Below are 20,555 nucleotides of genomic sequence, written 5' to 3' on the forward strand. Positions count from 1 at the left end.
GCAGTCGCTTGGACGAGCGGAGCGTACGAATGAGTACGTGAGCACGGCCAAGGGGCGAGAACGCCGCTGGCGGCCTTTTTCAACACTACTTCCTCTCGATATTCACCTGGACATTGGTGCCATGAGAGGTCATGTCGAACACCGGTGAGAGTTTACTTAACGCCTTGAGCTTCTCAATGTTCTCCGCATCGGTTTTGACCTTAAAGTTGACGCGAATATTCTCGAACCCGCTCCTGACCGTATTCGAGAGGCCAAGGAATCCCCTGATATCCAAGTCGCCCTCAAGTTCCGATTCCAATGCGTCAATCTTAATGCCCCGTACGGCAGCATGGTACACCAAGGTTGTCGTTAGACAGCCGGCCAGCGCATGTAAGAGGTGTTCGACGGGATTCGCGCCGGTATCATGCCCGGCCAGAATAGGAGGTTCATCAGCATTCAGGGTGAAGGGGTCGTCGTGAGGGATTTCCTGTTTTGCCGCATAAAAGCTTGAGACCTTCGACTGGTTTTGGCCACACGTACTCCAGGTATTTTTGATGTGAAACCTGCATTCACCCAGTTTGGGATCACTCTCGACGTTTTTCACCAGCTCGTTTACCGCTGCGACATTGACACCATTAATGACTTGCGCTTCAGCCATGGCCATTCACCTCCATAAATTAGTCAGAACTGTGATGAATAATTGGTATGTATGTGCCCAACTGGAAATAGACCGCCCACATGCCGTGATATCTTCACTCAATAGTGAAGAGGAAATTCTATGCTTTTTTATTTAAAAAGGGTATAGCCCCCAAAGAGGTTAGCTATACACCTCGGCACCGTGAAGGAAGCATCATGGGTCATTTCCCCAAAAAAAAGTCTTTCGAAGGAATAACCCGCGAAAGACTCTGCACCCGGGCATTCTCGTTGGAATGCCAATGCCTCGAATTGGTAGTGAATTTTTGGATGGGACTATCTACCCCTCGGAAAAAGAAGTCAAGCCGTCACTCACCGGTTGCCGGGCAGGGTTAGCAGGTGGGTGCGGTCAAAATTATGACTGACGACTTTCTGGTGAGCATGGTCCCGAAAGGTGGCATGAAATTCGGCCCCGGAGAATTCAAGGCGCAGCGAACTAGCCAAGGTGCGAGGGTGGAGGGGGGCTCAGGTGTGATGATAAGGCTTGGCCACCATTTTGCTCACTTTAGGGTGGAGAGCTATGGGGTCGTAAATTCTGGTTCTCCGCAGGTACGAGCGAAAATGACCGCAGATCAATTTTTCAAGAAACGGGTGGAACCCTTCATTCGTCAACCAAAGTTTTGCTCCCTATTTTTTTCTTTTCGACCCATTCTACGTTCCCGTTAAAAATCGTAGAGGTGGTCGAGTTGCACAGCCGCTTGTTCCAGGGTCGGCAGGGTTTCATGCAGCTGTTTTATCGGGACGAAGAGTGCCACGCGCTTCCGGTCCGGCTGCGTCAGGATGGGCCATTCGCAGACTTTGCGGCCGATATGATGCCGGTCCTGCCAGTCATGCGGTGCGATGATGGTTATGAGGATCTGCTCATTGCCAGCCACTTCAATCAGCCTGACATCATGATCGATCAAGGTTTTCACCGCTTGCTTGAAAGGTTCGTAGCGCGGGATCGCCATTAAATAGGAACGGTCACCGAGTTGGTCGAGCACGCGAATAGAGGGATCGAGTGCTGCGATATCTTTCGACCCCTGTTTCACCCAAGCCTGGATCTCGAGCGCTTCGGGGTCATAACCTGCGCCAGTCCCTTGCTTAATTGCCCAGCCCCAGGCGGTTTTGAATAAGAGCTCCATTGTGAATTCAAAACGCCGTTCCCATCGTCGCATGGCACTGCCTTCCGCCTCTCCCGGCAGACTCCAAAACTCCTTGAGCTTGGCTGAGAACGGATACTCATACCAGGGGGTGGCGTGGATGAAGGCGGAATAATCTTGTGCCACGTGCTGAATGAATCGATCTTCTCTGGTTGTTGCCTGCCAGGGTCCAGCTGTTGACGCCCAGGCGGTGATGGCTCCGACCGTCGTCTCGTAGAGGCCTTTGAAGAGGTACTCCGCCGTAAAGCTTGCTCCGATGACACCGATCATCACGTGATAGCCCCAGTTGAATGAGGGCGTGCTCCATGCTTCGTAAAGGATCTGCCCGTAGAGACTCCAGAACTGACTGATGCTGCGGAAGTAAGGAAAGTCGCTCGGCGGGTGAGATTGAACAAAGGCGCCGAACTCGTCAGCGCTGTATACGATGTACCACTCCGGCAGCGTGAGAAATGTCTGGTCTTCGCTACGGGCGTAGTGCGTCAGGGCCTGGAGTTTTTTTTTACATCCTGCCGGCTGGTGGACGTTGCAGTCGGAGTGAGAGTCGCTGTCGATATAGGAGTCGTGGCTGGAGGTTGGTAGTACCGGTCCCAAAGCTTGTTACGGAAGCGATTATCGGGGTCGAGCCGCTGTTTAAGCGCAAACCATTCCTTCGCGCGGGGGTACGCCCGCTGAAATTGCTCGTCAGTGGCATGGATCTGGTAGGGCAGGTAATAGGTACCGCCTACGGACAGGATCACGTTAATCATCTCGCGCGTCCAGACGCCGACAGTGGTTTTCTCATGCTGAGCTGTGCCTTGCTTGTAATAGACCACGAAGGCAAACACCTCTTCTCGTGCCCAGGCCAAGAGCGAGCCCTGATCGGGATTCGCATGACGGATCGATACGTTCATGATGTTGACATCGTATCGGGTGAAGATCTCGGCCATCTTTGGTAGGAATTCATCAAAACGTCCCACCGGAATAAAATATTCCTGAAGGACATAGGTTGAGGTTTCGCGGGAGCGTGGTTCGAGTTGACGGACATCATAACTGGCTTCATAGTTCCGCCACACAATTTCATTGCCACGAAATCGGAGTGGATCGAAAATGGATTGGCGAAACCATTTTCCGAGCGGCAACTCGGAGAGCCAGTAGTAGGTGAGCTGGTCGAACCAGTAATGGCGCTGGATCGGCGGCAAGCGTTCTCCCACGGTCACCGGCTTGTCCGTCGCTGACCAGGTAATGCTCAACACTTCGTCATAGGCGGGCGGATAAATATCGCCGTTGTGGAAGATCGCGGTCGTTGAAGGTTTAATAGTGCGGAAAAAGAAGTCTTTGTATTGGTTCACCGGCATAGTCTGGACACTCCGCTCGACCTTCTGGTTCTCGGCCAGTTCGAGCGTCGCTTCGACGATAACGCCGAGACCTCCATACCCGCCGATGCACCCAAAGAAGATTTCCGATCGTTGCGTCGGTGTGGCTTCGACCAGCTGTCCGTCGGCCAGCACGACTTTGATCCCCTTCACCGAGCCGATCAGGGGGCCCTGGCCCACGTAGCGCCCGTGCACGTTGACACTCAGCGAGCCGCCAACGGTGAAATTGGCGTAGGACTGCATGATCTTGACTGCCAGGTTGTCGTGATCGACCGTTTCCTGAATGGCGCGCCAGGTGATGCCTGCTTCTACGGTGATGGTCTTCGTCGCCGGTGAATAGGCTACGATACGATTCAGCCCCCGCATATCCAGGTGCAGGGTATGTTCCGAGGCAGTCTGCCCGCCCATGCTGAAGTGCCCTCCGCCGATCGAGATGGGGCCTCGGTGGGTGAGGACGAACTCACGAACCTCTTCCACCGTCCTCGGTATCACAATCTCATCGACCGAAATCGGATTAATCAGCGTGACGTCGTTGACAGTCGCCGGAGCGGCTGTGGCGGGGAAAACCCACGCACCCTGAAGGACGAGAGCGAGAATCGAAGCGGCACAGTGACGTATTAGCATGGCAAGATACTATCGGGCGCGCACGGTTGGTTTCACGAAGACCATCAAGGTATTGATGGTCGGGTCATGGGCCTGAAGTTGTCTGCTGTTGGTCTTTTCAAACCCTGCTGCACTGAGCACCTCTTCCAGTTGTGGCACCGAGGTAAAGTTTCTGACCTGTCCGGCATTTTCTTCCCAGGGGATGCCGAGCCCGGCGTTGAACACGTCATGAGCCAAGGCGACAAACGCGTCCGTCTCTGGGCTATCGACATCATGATCACGAACCACGAGCCGGCCGCCTGGCCTCAGCACTTCCCACACCGATTGGACGAACCGCGCGCGCTTGTCCGCCGGCGCATGGTGGAAGCCGATGAAGTTGATTACTAGGTCGACACTTTCATCGGGAATCGAATTCCCGTTAAACGGTTCATAATTACCCATAGCCACGTATTCGCCAAGCTTGGTCAGTTGTCCACGTTCAACGATATCGTTCGGTGAATAGCTCGGTTCCAGGTCGTTGACAAAATACATCGGTCCATGGATCGGTATTTTGGCCCGAATCCCGTTGGCGTAACGTCCGGTGGTGCCGATTTCCACGTAGCCGGACCATGCCTTTGTGGACCCCAGCAGCGCGGCGGTTTCGCTAGCCATCTCCGCCTTTTGTTTTCGGAGAGCCGGAAGGCCATAGGTTGCTTCCGATAAGAATGGTTTGATGCTCGAAAGGCGTTTCTGCAGATTCACATAGATCTCTTGATCAGAGGAGAATTCGGAAGTCAGATCGATGATCAGCTGATGGAATCGACTTTCAGGATAGAGATGATAAATGTTCTGTAGAAAAAGATAGAAGCGGTCACGGGCCTGCAGATCATCGTAAACAGCGTGAAAATTAGAACGGGGTATTGCGGCTTTCTGCCCGGGTGGGGAGGCGGCAGTCGATAGCGCCGGGGTCGTGCTCGCGTTGGCAAGATCGGCGAGCTGCCATAATGGCGAGAGGAAGGAAGATCTGCGCAACTCCCAGCCCAATGATGAAGAACCGGCCATGGCCGCAAGAGCAGCAAGGAGGTACTTGATCGCCGTGCGGCGTGAGATGGGGGCCTGGATGGACATGCCTCCATTTTTTCGGCTCGTCAGGTGATGTACTTTAGGTGAGTCGTTTTCCCCATTTCAAGCGGCGACGCACCGTCGTCGTTTGCACGCCAAAATGATCGGCGATATCGGTCAGCCAATATCCAAACGATCGATACACCACGTGAATCTGTTGCGACTGCTCGCCGGACTGGTGGAACAAGAAAGTTAAACGCCGCGGCCGCAAATACTTTACGTCCATTGGCGGGCATTCGTCACACGGGACGTGCGGGAGAAATTGAGGATCACGGAGCACCAGAGTTCGAGCAGAGTTCGAGATGAAGCGCCTCTTTCCTCATTTTACCCCGTAATTTCTCCCTGTTCTCTCGCCCAACATTTGGCCTGACTTTCCTAATCTTGGGGATTGAAATATGAAAATTAGACCCACAGCAAAGTGATATGGCCCATGCCATGGGGAAAACCCGTTCCTTCTTCACGCCGGTCCGTTAGAGAAGCGTTCCACCACATTTCCCAAACTAGCGTCAGGTCTTGCCATCGCCGATCGGCCGACTCCATCTGACCACAAGTTTGATTTGGTTGAAGAATGAGGGGTCGGTTGTTATGGTACCTGGTAAACCAATTGCCATGCGCGACACCTGTTCCGAACGGTCAATTGATTGCAGAATAAGCAGCAATACCGATGCTCGATCTCCCAATGAAGAAGGAAAAGAATAGCGTGCAATCTGAGTCGTCTCGTGCAGGGCGCTTGGGAGGACAAATGAAATGCCTTTTACCGGTCGCCGCGTTCATACTCCTTGCCGGATGTGCCACCCTGAATGAGGAAGGCTACGGCTTTATTTTTCTTTCCAGTGATTTCGGCAATCCGTGTACACAGAATCAAGGGGATATCCCACGGGTATACGATAACGGGTCTAGCAACCCGATCGATGTTAGCGTGCAAGTCATTAACACCGCCAACGTCAATCTCTTCATCGATGGTACCGGCTTTGTTATCCCACCCACCGGGCCACAAGACCGACCGCGTGCCATGCGCCGTACCCTTCAGCCAGGCGAATCATTTGGTATCAAGGCTCAAGGACCTGATTGCGGGTGGATTGCAGTAGTGCATCCACATTAACCGTAATAGAGGATTGTTAACCTAGCAGCTTGCGAAGAAAATGAGGCGTATTCACAGAGTCGGAATCTTATCCTGTAAGCGCTGAAACACCTGAGACCGAAAAAAACAGTATTATCCCATGGAACAAACGTAGCTGCGCGTTTGGGTATCCAACACACCAGCCCGTCAACTTCCCATAACCTTGACAGAACCGTGCCGCGTGTAAGGCTACACGATATCCGGGAAATCTCCGGAGTGGCGGGTGATGCTCGATCTATTCTTTCATCCTCTCGAAAGGCAGACCTTACAGCGTGACAACAGGGCGGAAAAAGTAGGATCATTCAGAATGTATGGCTTTGGCCTTACAGCTTGACGATTTGTATCGGAAATTCATCTTGGTTTACTAATTAGAACGCGCTCTGATGAGAACGCATCGCACTGGTGACTCAACCTCTCGTGTCGAAATGATTTTCTGGGATGCCGGGTTTCGCCCCGGCGGTCGAGCCACTTTTGTTTCGGCAAAAGTGGCCAAAACCATTGACGCCCCGTCTGGCCTCATAAGAGGGGAGTGACGCAAACTTACGGAGGGCGGCCCAACTCGCCGGGCTCAAACAAGGTCCGCCAGGGGATGAGAGCGTCCCTCCCTTGGGCCAGCCGGCAGGCGTCCCCGCAGGGGCGAGGAAGGCACACAGATAACGATGGCTTTGGAAATTCATTGGAATCACTATAGGAAAAACGAGTTGTGATTGGAAGCTCTCTTCTTGGGACAGACGGCAGGCGTCGGACTATGGGAGACGAAACTTTTAGGAATGCACAGGAAAGAGTGAGGACGCCTATATTCTGTATGAGCCAAAAAATATTGTGTAAAAAAACAGCGGGGATGTTTGTAGTTGCCTTCATTGTGCTGGGTGCATTGTTTGCCGGATGCACGGGCGGGAGCGGTGAGGATGACATTCTGGAAATTAAGTTCTGGGCGATGGGCCGTGAAGGGGAGATTGTGCCTGAGGTGCTTAAGGAGTTTGAACGCGAGAATCCGGGGGTTCATGTCGTAGTCCAGCAGATTCCCTGGACCTCGGCTCATGAAAAACTGTTGACGGCATTTGCCGGAGACGCTTTGCCTGATGTTGCCCAGATTGGCAATACCTGGATCGCGGAGTTTGCGGCGCTTGATGCCGTTGCCGGGCTGGACGAGATGGCAGGTGCTTCTTCCGTGATTAAGGAAGAGGATTATTTCCCGGGGATCTGGGCGACGAACGTCGTCGGCGATTCACTGTACGGGGTGCCCTGGTATGTGGATACGCGGCTGCTCTTTTTCCGGCAGGATATTCTCAGGGCCGCCGGTATTGTTCGCCCTCCACGTGACTGGGCTGAATGGATGCATGCCGCGACAGCCGTGAAGCAACACGTTGGAAAAGACAACTTTGCCTTTTACGTGCCACTGAATGAATATGAGATGCAGGTGTCCCTTGCTCTTCAACAAGGGGTGCCGTTGCTGCGGGACGGAAATCGGTATGGCAATTTTTCCAGTCCTGAGCTGGTGGCCGCTTTTGATTTTTATCTCGACTTTTTTCGAAAGGGGCTGGCACCACCTTCCAGTGAAACTGACATTGCCAATGTGTGGGATGAGTTTGCACGCGGTCACTTTACCTTCTATCTCACCGGGCCGTGGAATATTGGAGAATTCCGCCGCCGGTTGCCTGCCGATTTGCAGGATGACTGGATGACGTCCATTCTGCCGGGGCCTTCGGGTCCGGGTGCCTCGACAGCGGGCGGTTCCAGCCTGGTGGTGTTTAAACATTCAGAACATAAAGATGCAGCATTCCGGCTGGTGGAATTTCTGTCCCGTCCCGAAATCCAGCAGCAGTTTTATGAGATCAGCGGCAATCTGCCGCCCAGGCGGTCAAGCTGGCGCGGAGACCGGCTTGAATCAGATCCGTATCTCGTGGCGTTCAGGGAGCAGCTTGAGCGCGCGCTGCCGGCACCGAAAATTCCTGAGTGGGAACGCATCGTGCAGGAATTGCGCACGGTGACGGAGCGTGCGGTGCATGAAAAATGGACGGCGGCCGAGGCGGCGCGTGAACTGGATAGCCGGATCGATCGCATTTTGGAGAAACGTCGTTGGATGCTGGCGCGGGATGGGGGAGAAGGGGCGTGAAGTTGTCTGTGGCAGGTTGGTTGTTTGCCGGGTTTCGCCCCGGCAGGCGAGCCACTTTTGTTTCGGCAAAAGTAGCCAAAACCAGTGACGCCCCGTCCGGTTTCATCAGATGGGACGGACGCGAGCCTGAGGAGGGCGGCCTAACTCGCTGCGCTCAAACAAAGTCCGCCAGTTCATGAGGGCGTCCGACCCAAGGACCGGCCGGCAGGCGTCAGTCAACGGGGAGACGGCACACAAACAAAGAAGACTTTGAAAATTAATTGGAGTTATTCTAGCTGCATCCCTTCGCGAATGATTGTCCAGGACCGATTGTTGGTTTACAATGATGGAAAGCAAAAATAACTTATGAAATTTACACGAATCACCGTCAATCCTCGCCAAATGGATGGAGTGCCATGTATTCGGGGCCTTCGGATTCCCGTGGCCACTATTATGGCGATGATGGCAGACGGTATGGGCACAGAAGAGATCTTGAAGGCCTATCCTCATCTGGGCTCGGGGGATGTCCGCGAAGCCTTGAAATATGCGGGTGAGGCGGTCCGAGAGCAAGAGTTGTCGCTTCCTTCGAGGGCTTGATTCTTCTTTGATGTAATTTCGGTGGACATGAACTTTAGGACATTGCTGGCCTCGTCACGAAAAAATACTTTAAGGAGTGGTCGCGGTTTTTGAGGAGTCACACACTCGTGTGCGTCGATTGTTCATTGCTCTTGCAATAGAATTGACTGAAGCTTGAGTTCTATTCTTCCCCCGATAGTCCTCTGAATTTCCAGACATCATTTTCCATTCAATATTTTGGCAAATAGTGGAATCCTCTCTCTACAGAGCGTGGGAAGGAAGAGCAGGGGCGTGAAATCGTCTGTGGCAGGCTGGCTGTTTGCCGGGCCGGCGCTGGCGATCATTGCCGTCTTTTTCTTTCTGCCGGTGCTGGCGGCCTTTGCTCTCAGTCTGACGGATTTTGATATTTATGCCCTGGCCGACCTTTCCAACCTGCGATTTGTGGGATTCCAAAATTATATTGAGCTGTTGCAACGGCCGCTGTTCTGGCAGGCCCTGGGTAATACGCTGTATTTCGTGCTGGTCGGTGCGCCTCTCTCTGTTTTGGTGTCACTGTCGGGGGCCCTGTTGCTGAACGGGCAGATGGTACGGTTCAAAGGATTCTTCAGGACGGCCCTGTTTGCGCCGGTGGTGACGACGATTGTGGCGGTGGCAGTGATCTGGCGCTATCTTCTGCATACCCGTTATGGCTTGATCAATTATTCCCTCGATTGGTTGGGTCTTCCCGTTGTGGACTGGCTGGGGGATCCGCATTTTTCCATGCCATCCATCATTCTTTTCGCTGTCTGGAAAAACTTCGGCTACAATATGATCATTCTTCTGGCGGGCCTCCAGGCGATACCCGGCGATTTGTATGAGGCTGCACGGATTGACGGGGCCAATGCCCTTCAGCGTTTTTTTCATGTCACCTTGCCTTCCCTCGTTCCTTCACTGTTTCTCGTCGGAGTACTGACCATGGCCGGATACTTCCAGCTTTTTGCCGAACCTTATGTGATGACACAGGGCGGACCCGTCCAGAGTACGCTCAGCATTATTTATCTGATGTATGAAGAAGGTTTTAAATGGTGGAGCCTTGGTTCGGCATCTGCCGTGGCCTTTATTCTTTTTGTGTTTATGATTGTGGCAGCAATTGGCCAGCTTGTGGTGATGCGACGGTATGGGAGTGGAGTGTGAGCTGACGTTCATACGGAGAGAATGATTTGGTCTTAGAGGTTTACTGATGTATATCGGGAGTCCATCTTGGATTTACTATTGGCATTCCCATAAATGACCTATTGGTTCGGAGCGAAAGGCATCAAAATTTCACGTACGCACAACCTGGAATTTTTAAAGTTCATGATAATTGCCGGGTCTCGGCCCGGCAGCCGAGCCACTTTTGTTTCGGCAAAAGTGGCCAAAACCATTGACGCCCCGTCTGGCCTCATCAGAGGGGAGGGTCGCAAATTTTGGGAGGGCGGCCCAACTCGCCGGGCTCAAACAAGGTCCGCCAGGGATAAGAGCGTCCCTCCCTTGGGCCAGCCGGCAGGCGTCCACGGAGCGGCCAGGGGACACACGGATTAAAGATGGCTTTGGAGATTGATTGGAATCACTATAGGGAAATCGTGTTGTGATGAGAACGTCCTCCTTGGGCCAGCCGGCAGGCGTCGGACCATGAGAGAGATATTTTTCGGATATGCACCTGAAGAGTGTGGAGGCATAAGTTCTGAATGTTCGGTAAGTCGGTGAGACATCTGTGGAGAGGGTCAGGGGTGAATGTCGGCTTGTCGGTTCTGGCCGCGTTTGCCCTGATCCCGTTGCTGTGGATGCTGAGTGTGTCCTTTATGGCTCCGGGAGAGGCCAGCAATTTTCCGCCGCCGCTGGTACCGGAGCATCCGACGCTTGCCAACTATATCAAGCTTTTTGAATATTCGAGTATGGGCAGGAACTTCATGAATTCCCTGTTTGTCGCGACGGCGGCCACCCTGTTGTCACTGACGTTTAATGTAGCTGCCGGATATGCGTTTGCCAAACTGGAGTTTAAGGGGCGTCATCTGCTGTTCCGAGGGCTGTTGAGTGCTCTGGTCATTCCGGCCCAGGTGTCCATGATTCCCCTGTTCTTAATGTTGAAAGGGATGGGGCTGGTGAATAGTTGGATCGGTGTGCTGATCCCCTTTGTGGCCAGCATATTTGGTATATTTCTAGTACGGCAGTATGCCTTGTCCATTCCGACGGAACTGATCGAGTCGGCCCGGCTTGAAGGGGCCAGTGAATTACGCATATTCCGGTCGGTCGTGGTGCCGTTACTGACACCCATTCTGATTACACTGGGGCTGTTTACCTTTATGGCAGCATGGAATGATTTTCTGTGGCCGCTGATCGTCCTCACCGACAGTGAAAAGTATACTCTGCCGATTGCGCTGGCCTCTTTGTCACGGGAGCATGTGCAGGATGTCGAACTGATGATGGCCGGTGCGGTGATCACGGTGACCCCGGTCCTGATTCTTTTTCTGATGCTTCAGCGTTTTTATATGAGTGGAAATCTTGCGGGAAGTGTTAAAGGATGAGAGGTGTGTGGTGTGCAGCCGGCTTCCTCTTGGTGGGCCTAGCCTGGTTGTTAGTGCCGGTGTGCGCGTTTGGGGAGAATCCCGCCGTCAATGATTTTCGGTTGGTTGACGGTTTTGAACGTGTCGGAGAATGGCAGACTGTCGCCACGGAATACAGTGAGGCCTCGCTCAGGATGACAGAAGGCGTGAAGGGCAATGCGCTTCAACTGTCCTATGAACTCCGAACCGCCGGGACCGCCAATGTCCATCGGGGCCTTCAGCTTGATCTGTCAAACAATTTCGAGATCGCATTCACGCTTCGGGGGCATGCCCCACAGTCTACTTTTGAGATCCGGCTGGTTGATGACAGTGGAGCGAATGTCTGGTGGAAGCAGTTTCATGATTATGAATTTCCTGATGACTGGACAACCGTTCGTATTCGGCGAAGCGATATCCATTTTGCCTGGGGGCCGATCAAGGACCATCATCTGAACACGATCGCCAAATTTGAGTTTGTGATTCTTGGCGAAACCGGTGACAAGGGGACAGTCGAATTCGATACCCTCCGGATGCGGCCACTTCCTGAACCGCCCGCCGTGATTCCGCCGGTCGTGGCAATGGCCGGCGACATCCCTGCCCCTGCCGTCGTGGACGGTAATCTTGAAACCACCTGGACGGCCGACACATCCACGGAACTTATATTTGATCTGGGCTATTTGCGCGATCTTGGCGGACTGACCTTGCGATGGGCCGAGGGTCAGATGCCGGAGGCGATGGACATGGCCCTTTCCGAAGACGGAACAGACTGGACCACGCCGCACTGGGAATTAGGTACCGGGCCTTCCTCGCTGGGGACCATCGGGTATGTGCGAACGGCAGAGGCGTTCGGGCGTTATGTTCGTCTTACACTGACCCCGGCATCGGGCGAACGGATTGGCTTGCTGGAGGCTCGGATTGAACCACCGGAATTCGGGCAGGATGACAATCGGTTTCTCCTGTCCTTAGCCAGGGAAGCCAACAAGGGATTCTATCCACGCAGTTTCCTGGGGGAGCAGATTTACTGGACTATCGTTGGCCCTCCTCAGGGTGGCCGGGCGGCCATGCTGTCTGAGGATGGCGCCATGGAACCGGGCCCCGGCGCGTTCTCGATTGAGCCGTTTTTTCTTGAGAATGGGTCGGTGCTGAGCTGGGCCGACGGCGAACATCACCACAGTCTGCTGGATGATTATCTGCCCTTGCCGCGCGTGCGCCGGACCCATGAGGGCCTATCATTGGAGATCAGTGCCCATCGTCCGCCTGTTCCCGCAGGAAGAGAAGGGGGAACGGACGGACATGCCCGGGATGTGGTGACCAGATATCGTGTGGTCAATACCGGCACGATTCCTCGAACACTCACACTGGCTCTTGCCATCCGCCCCATGCAGGTCGATCCGCCTACGCAGATTTTGAACCTTGTGGGTGGTGTCAGCAACATTGATCGGATCGGCTGGGATGGTGCTGTGTTTCAGGTGAATGGTGACTGGTCCGTGTATCCTGAGCTAAAGCCGGACCATGTCTCGCTCGCGGAATTTGAACGGGCCGGGTTCCCGCATGTGCAGGATGCCGGGGCAAGCACGGTTTCGCAAAGCCTCGTGGCGCCGGGAGGTTTCGGTTCCGGCGTCATGTATTTCCATGTTGATCTGAAGCCGGGTGAGGTTCGCGAAGTTTCTGTCGTCACGGTGCTCCATTCTGAAAGCGGGCGTCCGCCTGACCTGGATCGCGTGGCCATCGATGCTGGAGAAAAGGCCGCAGCCGATGAATGGCGGGAAATCCTCAATCAGGTGGACATTTCGGGCCCGCCTGAATCCATGCCGATGCTCAATAGTCTGAAAACCGCATTGGCTCATATGATGATCACGCGAGACGGGCCGGCACTGCGTCCAGGTCCACGCACCTACGCCCGTTCGTGGATACGTGATGGCGCGATGATGAGTGAAAGTTTCCTGCGTCTGGGGCACAACGACCCTGCTGTTGAGTATGCCCGCTGGTACGCACCGTACCAGTTCTCCAGTGGCAGAGTTCCGTGCTGTGTGGACAAGCGTGGCGCGGATCCGGTTGTGGAGAATGACAGCCACGGAGAACTGATTTTTCTGATTGTGGATATTTACCGGTACACCGGAGATCGTGCTTTTGCCGAGATGATGTGGCCCCATGTGGACAAGGCGGCGGCGGCCCTCGATACCTTGAGGCTGTCGGAACGCACGGAGCATAACCGTCAAAGTGATCGCAAGGCATTCTATGGGCTGTTACCGGCATCGGTGAGCCATGAAGGTTATTTGGATCGTCCGGCCTATTCATTCTGGGATAATTTCTGGGGTCTGAAAGGATTGAATGATGCGGCGTTTCTTGCTGAGGAACTGGGTTATCCTGACCGCGCAGCCGACATCAGGGCGGATGCCGCTGAATTTGCCGCAGACATCAGCGCGTCTGTCAGTTTGTTGGGGGAAGAACTCGGGCACGTGCCGGGGGCCGCAGATCGAAAAGATTTTGACCCGACATCCACGACGATCGCGCTTTCGCCGACCGGGGCGGCGGCCGCCCTGCCACGAGAGTTGCTGATAGCTACGTTTGAAAAAGCCTGGTCCGAGTTTGTGGCGCGGCGCGACGGCACCAAAGAGTGGGCTGTCTATACTCCTTATGAATTCCGTCAGGTGAGCGCGCTTGTGCGGTTGGGTGAACTGGAACGTGCCCATGCCCTGCTTGATTTTTATATGCGGGACCGTCGCCCGGCCGCGTGGAACCAATGGAGCGAAGTGATCGGGCGGGTTGAACGGGATCCGCGTTTCATTGGTGATATGCCCCATACCTGGGTGGGATCGGATTTCATCCGGGCGGTGCTTGATCTGTTTGTGTATGCTGATACAGAAACCGGCTCACTGGTCATCGGCGCGGGTCTCCCGCGGAATTGGTTGCAGGGTGAAGACATCCGGGTGCAGGGGCTGAGGACTCCGTATGGCGAAGTGTCCTATACGGCACGAGATGAAGGCGGGCAGGTGCGCATTGATTTGGTAGGATCGACCATGCCACCAGGCGGCTATGTCCTGCCGTCCTCGCTGAAAGGGGACGTCAAGGTAACCTTCAATGGACAGGCTGTGGACGTTCGCTGGACATCTCCATAATAACCGGCTGGCGCGAATGGGGTTGCGTGCAAACATTTCGGTTGTGAGTCCCCCTCCTTTGTAAGGAGAGGCGTGAGAAACGTCAGATGCCAATCGGCGGCAAGGCTATGTCATCCTGAGGAGACCGAAGGATCTCGCAGAGCCGTTGCACCTTCAACCTGAGCACAGATCCTTTGCCGTTGGCTCAGGAGGATACCTTTACAAAGGGAGGAGGGTGCATCCAGTGAATGTGAAAAACCCAGGGGTAGAGGATGTATCCACGGAAACCTCGGAAGAGCCATATTTATCATAAAGGACGAGAGTAGATGAAAAAACACGCGACATTTCCCGAAGGGTTTCTCTGGGGTGCTGCCACATCGGCCTACCAGATTGAGGGGGCACCGCTGGCCGATGGTGCAGGTCCAAGCATCTGGCAGCGTTTTGCCCATACGCCGGGAAATATCCTGAATGGCGATACCGGTGACGTCGCCTGCGATCATTATCATCGCTGGCGCGAAGATATCGCCCTCATGAAGAAGCTGGGATTGCAGGCCTATCGGTTTTCGGTGGCCTGGGGGCGTATTTTTCCTGAAGGCAAAGGAAGCCTGAATGAGAAGGGCCTGGATTTCTACGAAAGACTTGTGGACGGCCTTTTGGAGGCCGGGGTTGAACCGCTCCTGACATTGTATCACTGGGATTTGCCTGCAGCGTTGGACGATCTTGGCGGATGGCTGAATCCGGACATTGCCGATTGGTTTGCGGATTATGGCGAAGCGATGTACCGGCGATTGGATGGGCGGGTTAAAAAATGGACCACACTCAATGAACCCTGGGTGGTCACGGATGGGGGCTATTTGCATGGCGTCCTGGCACCTGGGCATTCCTCTCACTATGAAGCGCCGGTTGCCGCCCATCATCTGATGCGCGCCCATGGTGCGGCCGTTCAGGCCTATCGTGCTGTCGGGGCTCATGAAATCGGCCTGGTGGTGAATATCGAGCCGAAGTATCCGGCATCGGATGACCCCAACGATCTGGCGGCTACCAATCGCGCGGATGCGTATATGAACCGGCAGTTTCTTGATCCCGCGCTACTGGGATCCTATCCGGAGGAAATGAAGGAGATCTTCGGGGATGCCTGGCCGGAATGGCCTGCCAAGGACTTCGAGCTTATTTGTCAGAAGATCGATTTTGTCGGGCTGAATTATTACACGCGTGCCGTGACAGGTGATGGACCGGACTGTTTGCCTGTCAGGGCCAGGACCGTTCGCCAGCCCCACAAGACCTACACGGAGACCGGGTGGGAGGTCTATCCGGACGGGCTTTCCGACACGCTTCTCTGGCTCAAGAATCGGTATGGGGAGATGCCGCTATATATCACCGAGAATGGCTCGGCCTTTTTTGATCCGCCGAAAGCAATTCATGGACGGGTTATTGATCCGGTACGGATGCACTACCTGAACCAGCATCTGTGCGCGGTCCGGACCGCGATTGAGAGAGGCGTTGATGTGCGTGGATATATGGCCTGGTCTCTAATGGACAACTATGAATGGTCCTATGGGTATGCCAAGCGATTCGGCATTGTGCATGTCGATTTTGAGACTCTTGAGCGCACGCCGAAGGATACAGCCCGGTATTATTCGAAAATTATCGAATCCAATGGTGCGGTTCTGGACGAACCCTTTCTGCCTCTTTCCGTGCATACGTAACATGGCCAGTCTGACTCTGCGAAATATTCACAAACGTTTTGGCAAGACAGCCGTCTTATCGGGAATTGACCTTGATGTCGCCGATGGCGAGTTTGCGGTGATTGTCGGTCCCTCGGGTTGCGGCAAGTCAACGCTGTTGCGTACCATTGCGGGCCTCGAAGAGATCGATACGGGAACGATAAAAATCGGTGAGACCGATGTCTCGAGGTTTCCCCCTTCCGAGCGCGGTATCGCGATGGTGTTTCAGTCCTATGCGCTGTATCCGCATATGACGGTCTATGACAACATGAGCTTCGGGATGAAAATTGCCGGAGCTTCAACCGCAGAAATTGATCAGGCGGTGCGCGCGGCTGCCGAGACGCTCGGCCTGACCGCGCTGCTTGAGCGGAAACCGAAAGAGCTTTCCGGTGGACAGCGCCAGCGCACGGCCATTGGCCGGGCGATCGTCAGGCGTCCGCGAATCTTCCTCTTTGATGAACCGCTTTCCAATCTGGATGCCTCGCTTCGTGTGAGGATGCGTCATGAGATTGCACGACTGCACGAGACGCTTGAAACGACAATTATCTATGTCACGCATGACCAGGTCGAGGCCATGACGTTGGCGGATCGGATCGTGGTACTCCGCGATGGATGTATTGAACAGACGGGTTCCCCCCATGAACTGTACAAGTATCCTGCCAACCGCTTTGTTTCCGGCTTTATCGGATCGCCGGCCATGAATTTCCTGGACGGGGTCGTGGTCGATCGCCGCCAGGATATCACAAGGGTCCGACTTCAGAGTGGAGCGACGATCCAGGTGAATGGCGTTGCCGGAGCATTGCCCCCTGATACTCCGGTCACGCTTGGTATTCGTCCCGAGCATCTGGCGACGGGGGGTGATCACAACCTCGTCGAGACGCAGATCAAGCTGGTGGAGCCACTCGGCAGCCATTCCTATGTCTATCTGGAAACACCGGATGCTGAGGACCTGCTGATATTCCGCGCATCCGGCGAGTTCGGCTTCGCGAAGGGCGACCGGCTGACAGTGTGTATTGCGGCAGATCACTGCCATCTTTTCGGGAAAGACGGAAAGGAGCTTCGGCACAAACCTTCCGGAAACCTCACGACAAGTCAGGGAGATCACTGATGACCTTTTACAAGAGACGTGTGTTGACATTGTTGTTAATTCTGGTCCTGCTGATGGTGCCCGCGACAGCCGCGCTGGCCACATCCAATATCCCGGCAAAGGATACCTGGCGGGTGACGGCGTCCTCGATTCAGAGCGATGAATTCAAACCCGGTTTTCTGGCGGATGGCAACATGGAGACCCGCTGGTCCAGTCAGGCAAAGGATGAGGAGTGGGCTCTCATTGACCTTGGAAAGGTTGTTGAGATCACCGGTTTTACCCTGCATTGGGAGAACGGGTATTCGAACAAATACAACATCCTGGTTTCGACCGACGCCCAGGTGTGGACGACGGTGTATATTAACGACGAGGGCGACGGGCAGATGGATGATATTTTTATCCGGCCGGTTTCCGCGAGATATGTCCGGCTGGATACACGGGAGAGAGCGACGAGCTGGGGGAATTCCCTTTGGGAATTTGATATTAAGGGGACTGACGACATTGTCGATATCTCCGTGATCGCCGGTGGTGGAGTGAATACCACGGCTCTGATGGATGGGCGCAAGGATACCGTCTGGAAAAGCGAGGCGGTTGACCGGGCAGAGTTGCTTCTGGATCTGCGCAGGTCCAGAAGTATTTCCGGGTTACGCATCGACTGGGGCGAGCAATATGCGGGTTCGGTCGACATGGCCATTTCGTTGGATGGAAAGGAATGGAGGGAGGTCTCCTCCATCTCCGTCGCAGAGGGCTCACAGGGGCAATCCGATTTTGTTCCGAATGATCCAACAGACGTTCGCTACATCAGGCTTGTGTTGACCAACCCTGTGAAACCCGAAGGCGGTTTTGCAATTGGTGATATTTCCTTGCGTGGCCCCATGGAAGTGTTTTCCCCTTTTATTCGATACCAGTTTGATGCCCGGAGGGCTCCTTTCGGTGATTATCCCCCGCATCTCAGAGGATACCAGACCTACTGGACTCTGGTTGGCCTCCCGATGGATACCGAGGAAAGTCTCTTTGATGAGTTTGGCAATCTGGAATCCCGGCGCGACGGGGCTATGCTGATGCCCTATGTCAAAGAGGGTGACCAACTGTATTCGGCTGCCGTCGCGGCAAACATCCAACAGGATTTGCAGGACGGATATCTGCCGGTTCCTATCGTCCGATGGGAGACGGGGAATGGTCTGCATTTCAGGTCCGAGGCCATTACCACCGGTCCAATCGATGCCAGTATGACCTATGTGCGACATACGCTTGCCAATCGCTCCGATACAGTACGGAAGGGAGAACTCATCGTCACAGTCAGGCCTGCCCAGATCAATCCCAAGTGGCAACATGGCGGACTGTCGCCTATCACATCGATCCGGTATGTGCATGATACCGGGAAACAGGTGATGATCAATGATAAAATCACCTACCTCGCCCTTACACCTGCGGACAGTTTCCTTGCCTCGCAATATGCTCACGGGGATATTGCCAACCACCTACGAGGCCGGTTCGTGGTCAGTGCCGGTGCAGACCGCAAGGGCGACACCAAATCCATTGAGGACCAGACCGGGACCGGTCTGCTCTCGGGCGCGTGGACGTATGTCTTTGAATTGCAACCCGGTGAATCCAAAGAGGTGGTGTTTGCGGCTCCCCTCCATGACACTTTGTCAAATTTGAAACCTGCCGAAGACTTCGAGAAGTTGCGGCTGGAGTATGTGACATTCTGGACCGACAAACTTAACCGGGTGGGATTCGATCTGGCCAACAAGGCCGTGGTCAATACCGTGAAGTCGCAGATAGCCTATATCCTGTTGAACAATGATGGCGTGGTCATCCAGCCCGGCGCGCGCAGTTATAATCGGACCTGGATGCGGGATGGCGCGATTATTTCCGCCACCCTTATGCGACTTGGTTTTTTTGAGGAGGTCAGGGACTTTCTCAATTGGTATGCCGAGCGTGTGGAACCCGATGGCCTCGTGCCTCCCATACTTTTCACCAGCGGTGAGGTGTATGACGGCTGGGGAAGAAATATCGAATGGGACAGCCAGGGTCAGTTTATTTACGCGATCATGGAGTATTACCGCTTTACGAGTGATCGGGAGTTCCTTGAAAAGCATTTTGACGCGGTTCATCGGGCCATGAAATATATTGTCACCTTGCGGGAGCGTACGCTTGATCCGAAACATTATGAAAATCTTGAGGCCGGTGAGCGCCTGAAGGGCATTTTACCCCCATCTATCAGCCATGAAGGGTTCATTACCCCGATGCACAGCTATTGGGACGATTTTTGGGCTATGCGGGGTTGGGCGGACGGGATTGAAATGGCGGAGATCCTGGGACGAAAATTTTTGGCCGACTGGGCGAGGACTGAGGGAAAGAAATTCAGCAGAAGCGTGAAAGAATCCATTGCAAAGACGATGGCCTGGAAATCCCTCGACTATATCCCTGTGGATGCGGACAAAGGCACTCCCGATCCCACCTCTATTGCCATTGCCATGTTTCCCACTGAAGCCTGGCACATTCTACCTGCAGACGTCCTGGACCGGACATTCCGGAACTATTATCAACTGGTGAAAGAACGGGATGCCGGTTCGACGCCCTATTCCTATACGCCGTACGAGGTGCGAAATATTCTGGCTCTCGCCACTCTTGGATATCGCAAGGAAGCTTTCCATCTGCATGAAATTTTGTTCAAGGGCAGGCGTCCGGCTAATTGGAATGAGTTTGCCGAAGTGGTCCTCTCCGACAGTCGCAAGGGTGTGTATATTGGTGATATGCCACATACCTGGGTCGGGGCGGGTTATGTGAATTCCGTCCGGGGCCTCATCGTGATGGAAGAGGACAACAGTAAAACGTTGAACCTGCTGTTTGGTACTCCGCGCGAATGGCTTGAGGGCGATGGTATTGCTCTTTCAAATTTCCCTACACATTTTGGAAATTTGATGATGCAGGCGAATTGGGACGACAAGGATCAGAGACTAAGTCTGGATGTGGATATGCCCAAATACGAGGACAGGAAAATATATGTGCGCTGGCCAATCCATAAGAAGGGGAAGCCCAAGCAGGTGGCCGTTGAGGGCGATGACAGCTACCGTGTTGATGATCACGGCATCTGGTTGGCAGGCAACAAGTTCACGTTGATGGCTAAATGGTAAATTGTCGGTTTTGTGTAAGGAGTCAAGAGCAAGTCGTGAGGCGAAAGCGGTGGGATGAAAGACTGTAGTCTATACGCCTGTCCCGAAAATATGTTCCTGACTTTTGGCGGAGTCTTTGCCATGGATCAGGACCTGTTTTTTCAGGACTCTCCTTTGTAGTTTGTCGCTCACCAGCCACCGGGGTTCATGTTCCTGGTCGCATAATACGTTGTGGAAGAATTCTGCCGCAGGCTAAGGGAAAACGAAATATTGTGGGACTGTGGCGTGTGGGTGTGGGGCACACC

The 20,555-nt window shown here is 54.1% G+C and carries 12 protein-coding genes and 1 pseudogene; 9 read left to right on the forward strand and 4 right to left on the reverse strand.

Going from position 1 to position 20,555, the window contains the following annotated elements:
- Positions 1 to 85: 85 nt before the first annotated feature.
- The 4 genes and pseudogenes from PQG83_RS19285 to PQG83_RS19305 all read right to left on the reverse strand — a co-directional run bounded on the left by PQG83_RS19285 (position 86) and on the right by PQG83_RS19305 (position 5,096).
- Positions 86 to 637, reverse strand: coding sequence for an OsmC family protein (locus PQG83_RS19285; RefSeq protein ID WP_312744510.1), 552 nt, complete (start codon positions 635 to 637; stop codon positions 86 to 88).
- A 697-nt stretch (positions 638 to 1,334) separates the two neighbouring features.
- Positions 1,335 to 3,790, reverse strand: a pseudogene (locus tag PQG83_RS21105) (FAD-binding oxidoreductase).
- Between the two features lie 9 nt (positions 3,791 to 3,799).
- Positions 3,800 to 4,876 carry a class I SAM-dependent methyltransferase gene (locus PQG83_RS19300; protein ID WP_312744515.1) on the reverse strand — a complete coding sequence of 359 codons (1,077 nt, stop codon included), beginning with the start codon at positions 4,874 to 4,876 and terminating at the stop codon, positions 3,800 to 3,802.
- Between the two features lie 34 nt (positions 4,877 to 4,910).
- A complete protein-coding gene (locus PQG83_RS19305; protein ID WP_312744518.1) occupies positions 4,911 to 5,096 on the reverse strand; it encodes a hypothetical protein in 186 nt (61 codons plus the stop codon).
- 438 nt (positions 5,097 to 5,534) lie between these two features.
- On the opposite strand from PQG83_RS19305, the gene PQG83_RS19310 reads away from it, so the two are divergent.
- From PQG83_RS19310 to PQG83_RS19350, 9 genes are all read left to right on the forward strand, one after another.
- Positions 5,535 to 5,972 (forward strand): putative periplasmic lipoprotein, encoded by a 438-nt coding sequence (locus PQG83_RS19310; protein WP_312744521.1) that lies wholly within the window; start codon positions 5,535 to 5,537, stop codon positions 5,970 to 5,972.
- A gap of 823 nt (positions 5,973 to 6,795) precedes the next feature.
- The gene (locus PQG83_RS19315) at positions 6,796 to 8,106 is read left to right on the forward strand and encodes a sugar ABC transporter substrate-binding protein (protein WP_312744523.1); all 1,311 of its coding nucleotides are present in this window, start codon (positions 6,796 to 6,798) and stop codon (positions 8,104 to 8,106) included.
- Positions 8,107 to 8,451: 345 nt separating this feature from the next.
- Complete coding sequence (locus tag PQG83_RS19320) at positions 8,452 to 8,682, forward strand: DUF433 domain-containing protein (protein WP_312744526.1); 231 nt, start codon at positions 8,452 to 8,454, stop codon at positions 8,680 to 8,682.
- 270 nt (positions 8,683 to 8,952) lie between these two features.
- Positions 8,953 to 9,834 carry a carbohydrate ABC transporter permease gene (locus PQG83_RS19325; protein ID WP_312744529.1) on the forward strand — a complete coding sequence of 294 codons (882 nt, stop codon included), beginning with the start codon at positions 8,953 to 8,955 and terminating at the stop codon, positions 9,832 to 9,834.
- Between the two features lie 533 nt (positions 9,835 to 10,367).
- Entirely contained in the window at positions 10,368 to 11,204 is an 837-nt protein-coding gene (locus tag PQG83_RS19330; protein ID WP_376753543.1) for a carbohydrate ABC transporter permease, read from the forward strand.
- A gap of 5 nt (positions 11,205 to 11,209) precedes the next feature.
- Positions 11,210 to 14,341: a discoidin domain-containing protein gene (locus tag PQG83_RS19335; RefSeq protein ID WP_312744536.1), complete on the forward strand. Its 3,132-nt coding sequence runs from the start codon at positions 11,210 to 11,212 to the stop codon at positions 14,339 to 14,341.
- A gap of 305 nt (positions 14,342 to 14,646) precedes the next feature.
- A complete protein-coding gene (locus PQG83_RS19340; protein ID WP_312744539.1) occupies positions 14,647 to 16,026 on the forward strand; it encodes a GH1 family beta-glucosidase in 1,380 nt (459 codons plus the stop codon).
- Position 16,027: 1 nt separating this feature from the next.
- Positions 16,028 to 17,152, forward strand: a complete 1,125-nt coding sequence (locus PQG83_RS19345; protein ID WP_312744541.1) for an ABC transporter ATP-binding protein — start codon at positions 16,028 to 16,030, stop codon at positions 17,150 to 17,152.
- The gene (locus PQG83_RS19350) at positions 17,152 to 20,271 is read left to right on the forward strand and encodes a discoidin domain-containing protein (protein WP_312744544.1); all 3,120 of its coding nucleotides are present in this window, start codon (positions 17,152 to 17,154) and stop codon (positions 20,269 to 20,271) included. The genes PQG83_RS19345 and PQG83_RS19350 overlap by 1 nt, the downstream gene beginning before the upstream one ends.
- Positions 20,272 to 20,555: the final 284 nt, after the last annotated feature.

The sequence above is a fragment of the Candidatus Nitrospira neomarina genome (genome assembly GCF_032051675.1).
Lineage (GTDB): Bacteria > Nitrospirota > Nitrospiria > Nitrospirales > UBA8639 > Nitrospira_E > Nitrospira_E neomarina.